The organism is Devosia epidermidihirudinis, from assembly GCF_000971295.1.
In the GTDB taxonomy this organism is placed as follows: Bacteria; Pseudomonadota; Alphaproteobacteria; order Rhizobiales; family Devosiaceae; genus Devosia; species Devosia epidermidihirudinis.
On the sequence record NZ_LANJ01000002.1, the window covers coordinates 114,283 to 120,442 of the forward strand.

The 6,160-nt window shown below is 59.6% G+C and carries 7 protein-coding genes; 6 read left to right on the top strand and 1 reads right to left on the bottom strand.

Annotated features, from left to right (window positions below; genetic code table 11):
* Window positions 1–136: 136 nt before the first annotated feature.
* Genes WH87_RS01290 through WH87_RS01305 form a run of 4 tightly spaced genes read left to right on the top strand, consistent with a single transcriptional unit; the run spans window position 137 to window position 2,963 of the window.
* Window positions 137–862 (top strand): tRNA1(Val) (adenine(37)-N6)-methyltransferase, encoded by a 726-nt coding sequence (locus tag WH87_RS01290; protein ID WP_197410696.1) that lies wholly within the window; start codon window positions 137–139, stop codon window positions 860–862.
* 51 nt (window positions 863–913) lie between these two features.
* Window positions 914–1,750 carry a S49 family peptidase gene (locus WH87_RS01295; RefSeq protein ID WP_046137709.1) on the top strand — a complete coding sequence of 279 codons (837 nt, stop codon included), beginning with the start codon at window positions 914–916 and terminating at the stop codon, window positions 1,748–1,750.
* Between the two features lie 3 nt (window positions 1,751–1,753).
* Window positions 1,754–1,987, top strand: a complete 234-nt coding sequence (locus WH87_RS01300) for a hypothetical protein (RefSeq protein WP_046137710.1) — start codon at window positions 1,754–1,756, stop codon at window positions 1,985–1,987.
* A 52-nt stretch (window positions 1,988–2,039) separates the two neighbouring features.
* The gene (locus tag WH87_RS01305; RefSeq protein ID WP_046137711.1) at window positions 2,040–2,963 is read left to right on the top strand and encodes a glycine--tRNA ligase subunit alpha; all 924 of its coding nucleotides are present in this window, start codon (window positions 2,040–2,042) and stop codon (window positions 2,961–2,963) included.
* A gap of 53 nt (window positions 2,964–3,016) precedes the next feature.
* Here the strand turns inward: WH87_RS01305 and rnk are convergent, their stop codons facing one another.
* Window positions 3,017–3,433 (bottom strand): nucleoside diphosphate kinase regulator, encoded by a 417-nt coding sequence (rnk, locus tag WH87_RS01310; protein ID WP_046137726.1) that lies wholly within the window; start codon window positions 3,431–3,433, stop codon window positions 3,017–3,019.
* A 292-nt stretch (window positions 3,434–3,725) separates the two neighbouring features.
* Here rnk and WH87_RS01315 point away from each other — a divergent pair, with 292 nt between their 5' ends.
* Window positions 3,726–4,283: a LemA family protein gene (locus WH87_RS01315; protein ID WP_046137712.1), complete on the top strand. Its 558-nt coding sequence runs from the start codon at window positions 3,726–3,728 to the stop codon at window positions 4,281–4,283.
* Window positions 4,283–6,160 (top strand): DUF2207 domain-containing protein (locus WH87_RS01320; RefSeq protein ID WP_046173209.1); only part of this gene is annotated, 1,878 nt, incomplete at its 3' end. The genes WH87_RS01315 and WH87_RS01320, both read left to right, overlap by 1 nt.

The window sequence follows — 6,160 nt, forward strand, 5'->3', positions numbered from 1 at the left end:
CCCGCGAGCGGCAAAACTGGTTGAGCCTGTCGCGCCTGCGCATATATGGTCGCGCCAAACCGGCCCTGCGGGTGCGATGTCCCTAGACCAGCCTAACACCGTTGTAAAACACCAAACCGTAACGCGCGATGCCTTTTTGGCTGGCAGGATCACTCTGTCGCAACCAAGGCACGGTTTTCGCGCGGGGCTCGATAGTGTCCTGCTGGGCGCCGCTGTTCACGAAGGGCGGCGCAATCTGCTTGATTTGGGCTGTGGCGTCGGCACGGCAGCCTTCGTCGCCATGGCTCATGCGCCCGAATTGTCAGCCACCTTGGTCGACCAAAATCCAGAGGCAAAGGCACTGGCAGAGACCAATGCGGCGGACAATGGCTTTGCCGCCCGGGCCACGATCCTGCTGGCTGATGTCGCTGGCAAAGGCGAGGTGCGCAAGGCTGCAGGGCTGGCTGAGAATGCCTTTGATGTCGTCATCGCCAACCCGCCGTTCTTTGTGGATGGCGCGGGCACGCTTGCCGGGGATGCCGGACGGGCAGGGGCCCGCCACATGGACGCGGCTATGCTCGATCTTTGGGTGCGTACGGCGGCTGGGTCTGCTGCGGGTGGGGCCGAGATCATCTTCGTCTATCCGGCGGAGAGCCTGTCGCCTCTTCTGGGTGCTTTCACCCAACGCTTTGGCGCTGTGACCGTGCTCCCATTGACGCCGCGACCGGATGCTCCGGCGAGCCGTGTGCTCATTCGCGGCATCAAAGGCTCGCGCGCGCCGCTGACATTATTGGCCAGTAGGGCGCTGCATGACGCCGAGGGTCGCGCTTTTCGGCCCGAATTCGACGCAATCTTTCGTGGGGCGGCCCGCCTCGACTGGTAATCGCGCCTCGCACGCCCTAAGTCTGGCCACGACCACACAATTGGAGTGACCATGGCCGACAGACCCGCTCGCAACTGGCTTGCCCGGATCATGCGCCGTTCGCCGGTGATTCCTGTCGTCAAACTCCATGGTGTTATCGCTGCCGACCAGCGTCAGGGGCGGCTCAATATCGCCAATGTTGGCCCTCTGCTTGAGCGGGCCTTTGCTATCAAATCCGCGCCCGCCGTGGCCATCGTCATTAATTCGCCCGGTGGCTCGCCCGTGCAGAGCCGGCTGATTTCCAAGCGTATTCGCGATCTGGCCGACGAGCATGACAAGCCTGTGCTGGTGTTTGTCGAGGACGCAGCCGCCTCGGGTGGCTATTTCATCGCGGTGGCAGGCGACGAAATCATCGTTGATCCATCCTCGATCGTCGGCTCCATCGGCGTCATCATGGCCGGGTTTGGTTTTGTTGGCGCGCTGGAAAAGCTCGGTATTGATCGTCGCGTGCACACAGCAGGCAACAACAAGTCGACGCTCGATCCCTTCCTGCCCGAAAAGCAGTCCGACATCGAACGCGTCAAGCAGTTCGAACTCGATATCCATGGCGTGTTTATCGACGCCGTAAAGGCGCGGCGGGGCAATAAGCTCAAAGCGGACGACGATGTGCTATTCACCGGTGAATGGTGGACAGGATTGCGCGGCGTGGAGTTGGGTCTAGTTGATGCCATCGGTGATCTGCACCAAACTCTGCGCGACCGCTTCGGCAGGGATGTCGAACTGCGCATGATCGCGCCAAAGCGCGGCTGGTTATCCCTGCCACGTTTCGGCTTTTCGGCATCCGGGCTCACGTCCGATCTTGCCGCTACCATCGAGGACCGCGCCGCCTGGGCGCGATTTGGGCTTTAAAGCATGAGCGCTTTTCTCATCCGCATTCTGATCTTCGCTATCGTGGGGATCGCTATCTATCTCGGTATCCGCAGAATCTGGCGCGACTGGACCAGCCAGTTCAAGGCAGACGATGAGGAGGCGCGCCGTGTACGCCGCGAGCGCGACCTGCGCGAACGCGATGAACCGGGCGTAGTTGACCTCAAACGCGACAAGGACGGCACGTTCCGTCCCGGTGATGACGACAAACGCCGTTGACCGGCAGAGGCGGCCAAACTAGAGGTTTGTCCCGCATGTTAGGGACTGCCAAATGACCAATCGCCCACCGCATATGGACCCAAAGAATTCGTTCCAGGGCCTCATCCTGACCCTCCAGCAATTCTGGGCGGAGCAGGGCTGCGTGATTTTGCAGCCTTATGACATGCCAATGGGCGCTGGTACGTCCCATACCGCGACCGTGTTGCGGGCCCTCGGTCCCAAGCCGTGGAAGGCCGCCTACGCGCAGCCATCGCGTCGTCCCAAGGACGGCCGCTATGGTGAGAACCCCAATCGGCTGCAGCACTATTATCAGTTTCAGGTCATCCTGAAGCCGTCGCCAGACAACATCCAGGACCTCTACCTTCAGTCGTTATACGCGATTGGGCTCGACCCCGCAGTGCACGACCTGCGCTTCGTTGAGGACGATTGGGAAAACCCGACGCTGGGCGCATGGGGCCTGGGCTGGGAAGTTTGGTGCGACGGCATGGAAGTCAGCCAGTTCACCTACTTCCAGCAGGTCGCTGGTTTTGAGTGCAATCCGGTTGCCGGTGAGCTGACCTATGGTCTTGAGCGCCTGGCCTGCTACCTGCAGAACGTTGATTCCATTATGGATCTCAACTTCAACGGCGGCGTGGGCGAGGACAAGGTCACCTATGCAGACGTGTTCCTGCAGAACGAGCAGGAGTCCAGCAAGTACAACTTTGAAGCTGCCGACACCGAGATGCTGTTCCGCCACTTCGCCGATGCGGAGAAGGAATGCCGGGCGGTGCTGGAAAAGGGCAAAATTGGCGAGCGCCAGACAATGGCTATTCCTGCCTATGAGCAGGTCCTAAAGGCCGCCCATAACTTCAATCTCCTGGATGCCCGTGGCGTGATTTCGGTGACGGAACGCCAGAGCTACATTCTGCGCATTCGCGAACTGGCCAAGGCCTGTGGCGCGGCCTGGCTGGAAACAGCGGGCGGCGGCGCCGAGTAAATATTCGCTCTGTCCTCGGGCATGTCCCGAGGACTTTTTGTATCTGGAGTCGATTATTCGGCAGCAGGCTTGGCGGGCAGCACGGATAGCACTGTCAGCATGTGGCGCTTGTTGTTGCGACCGCGCCAGGTGATGGACTGACCCGCACGCAAGCCGATAAGGGCCGTGCCCACTGGGGTCATTACCGAAATACGCCCTTCGGCAATATCGGCGTCAGCTGGGTAAACCAGCACCACGTCAGTTTCCTGGCCAGTATCAGTGCGATAGCGGACAGAGGAGCCCATGCGCACAATGTCGGTGGGGACGTCGGTGTCTTCAAGAACGCGAGCGCGCTCAAGCTCATAGAGCAGATTGTCGGACTGCTCGGGTGTGTGGTCGAGGCCGGCCATCGCAAGGATGTTCAGCTGGCGGTGGTCGGCATGGCCCAGAATGATCTCTGGGTTGAGGTCGTTGTGAATAGTTTCAGTCATGATGATATCTCGAATGGCCACCGTCGCGCGGAATGCGCGCCGGGCGGGCCAAAAATTGTGAAAAATGGAATGTGCGCCAGATCGCGCGATAAACGCGGCGAGCCTACCCTAAGCAGGCGCCAGCGCGGCAGGCATGCTTAGGGCTACGATCCCGCGAGGGGGTTTTCCAGCCAATATGTCACGTGCATGCTCATGGGTATAAGGTAGTGCCTCGTTCTGTTGTGTCAAGGTGCAGCCATTGCGCTTGCCCGACAGCGGTGCCAGTGTTCGGCTAACTCACGGAGAACGCGTCATGATCGGTTGGATTATCCTTGGATTGGTGGTTGTGGCAGCCGCTTACGGCGTCGCCCTCTACAATGGTCTCGTCAAAAACCGGCAGCTGGTGGAAGAGGGCTGGTCCGGGATCGATGTGCAGCTCAAGCGCCGCACCGATCTCATTCCCAACCTGATGGAAACCGTCAAAGGCTATATGAGCCACGAGCGCGAAACGCTCGAAGCGGTGACCAATGCCCGCGCTGCCGCAACCAGCGTTGCCAATGGTACACCCGAGCAACGTGCTGCAGCAGAAGGACAATTGTCGTCTGCACTGGGACGCCTGATCGCGACCGCCGAAGCTTATCCCGACCTCAAGGCCAATACGACCTTCCTCGAATTCCAGGCTGCGTTGCAGACTGTCGAAGACGAAATCCAGATGGCGCGCCGGTATTATAACGGCGCCGTGCGCAATCTGAACGTGATGGTCGAGTCTGTGCCGTCCAACTTCATCGCCGGGCCATTCGGCTTCCAGAAAGCCCAGTATTTCGAGCTGGAAAACGAGGCTGATCGCGCCGTTCCAAGCGTAAAGTTCTGATGCGTCGGATTTTTTTCCGGGTTGCACTATGCGTGTTGCTGGCTCTGACGCTGGCCTTGCCAGCGCATGCACGCGAAGAGATCACTTCCTACCAAAGTGATATCACACTGTTAACAAATGGCGCGGTTTCGGTCGTCGAAGCGCTTGCCGTTAACGCTGAAGGCGTGGACATTCGGCGCGGGATCTATCGCGACATCCCGACGACCCAGGTTTCCATATCCGGACAAAAAATACGCTCGACCCTGACGGTCACAAACGTCACCCATAATGGTGCGCCAGAGCCCTTCCGTACCGAGCGGATGGGCGACTTCGTGCGCATCTGGATCGGCGACCCCGAACAGTTCGTGCCGCGCGGACGCAATAGCTATGTGATCGACTACACCATGGATCGCATGGCGCGCAGCTTTGACGATCATGACGAACTCTACTGGAACGCTACCGGCAATTACTGGATATTCCCGATCGTCAACGCGACGGCGCGGGTGACGCTGCCGAGTGGCGCCGTGATTTCCGACCTCATCGCCTATACCGGTGCGGTCGGCTCGATGGAGCAGGCCGTTACCAGCCGCAAGACCTCGGACAATACCGCCACCTTTACCACCACACGCCAGCTGATGGCTGGCGAAGGCATGAGCTTTGCGGTGAAGTTCCAGAAGGGCATTTTGGTGCCGCCGAGCGGGGCCGAGGCCCTGCTGCAATGGCTGAGTGACCTGCGCGAAATCATCCTGCCGGTTTTTGGCGTGATTCTGGTGCTGGCCTATAATCTGATCTCCTGGAACAAGGTTGGCCGTGATCCGCCAAAGGGGACGATCATACCCCTGTTTCATCCCCCCAAGGATTTCTCGCCCGCGCTGACCCATTTCGTGCACCGCTGGGGCTTTTCTGGTTGGACGGCCTTCACCGCGACGCTGTTTGATCTCGGCGTCAAAGGGCTGGTCAAAATCGACAACCCCAAAAGCGGGCTATCGGTCGAAGTGACGGGCAAGCAGCCGGATGAACCACTGCCGGTAGGCGAGCAGACGCTGTTTGACTATATCCAGACCAAAGGCACGCTGAACGTCGACAAATCGACCGGCGTTGAGCTTGCAGCGCAGCATCAGGCGTTCAACGAGGCCATCTCGCGAGAAAACCGCAAGGTGTGGTTCAACCACAATTTCGGCTATGCCGCGTTCGGCTTTTTCCTGGCGTTTATGGTGCTAGGCGTCATGGTGCTGTTCGATGCGTTGGAGCCAATCTGGCTGTTCGGCGCGGTCGTTGTGGGCATCATACTCGGCATTTTCAGCACCATCGTCACCAATATGTGGAAAGGGCGCGGCTTTCAGCGGTTCTTCCTGATCTTGTGGGTCGGTGTCGTCGGGTTCAACTTTTTCGGCAGCGGGCTGGAAATGTTGACCCATCTCTCGATCAACACGGCTGCTATCTCTGCGGGTTCGATTGTCTTGATCACGGTGATTTTCGCCGCGCTGATGCGGGCGCCGACCATTCAGGGCCGCAAGGTCATGGACCAGATCGACGGCTTTAAAATGTATCTGGAAACTGCAGAAAAGAACCGGCTCAACATCGTCGGCGAGCCGCCCATGACGGTCACGCGCTTTGAGCGTATCCTGCCCTACGCCATCGCCTTGGGTGTGGAAAAGCCGTGGTCTGACCATTTCGATGGCGAGTTATCGCGGAATGCAGTCAGCGATGCGCGCGGCGTTTCGACCTATCAACCCTATTGGTATTCCGGCTCGGCGCCGTTTTCCGCAGGCAGTATGTCCAACACCATAGGTGCAGCCGCCACGGCCATGTCGGCGGCAATGGTCGCCGCTCAGCCCGTGCAGGCCAGCTCGTCCGGCTTTAGCTCAGGCGGTGGTGGCGGAGGCGGTGGCTCCGGC

Excerpts from the sequence above, each read along its gene's own strand:
- rnk (WP_046137726.1), bottom strand. The coding sequence starts at position 3,433 with ATGACTGAAACTATTCACAACGACCTCAACCCAGAGATCATTCTGGGC.
- WH87_RS01315 (WP_046137712.1), top strand. The coding sequence starts at position 3,726 with ATGATCGGTTGGATTATCCTTGGATTGGTGGTTGTGGCAGCCGCTTAC.
- WH87_RS01300 (WP_046137710.1), top strand. The coding sequence starts at position 1,754 with ATGAGCGCTTTTCTCATCCGCATTCTGATCTTCGCTATCGTGGGGATC.
- WH87_RS01305 (WP_046137711.1), top strand. The coding sequence starts at position 2,040 with ATGACCAATCGCCCACCGCATATGGACCCAAAGAATTCGTTCCAGGGC.
- WH87_RS01295 (WP_046137709.1), top strand. The coding sequence starts at position 914 with ATGGCCGACAGACCCGCTCGCAACTGGCTTGCCCGGATCATGCGCCGT.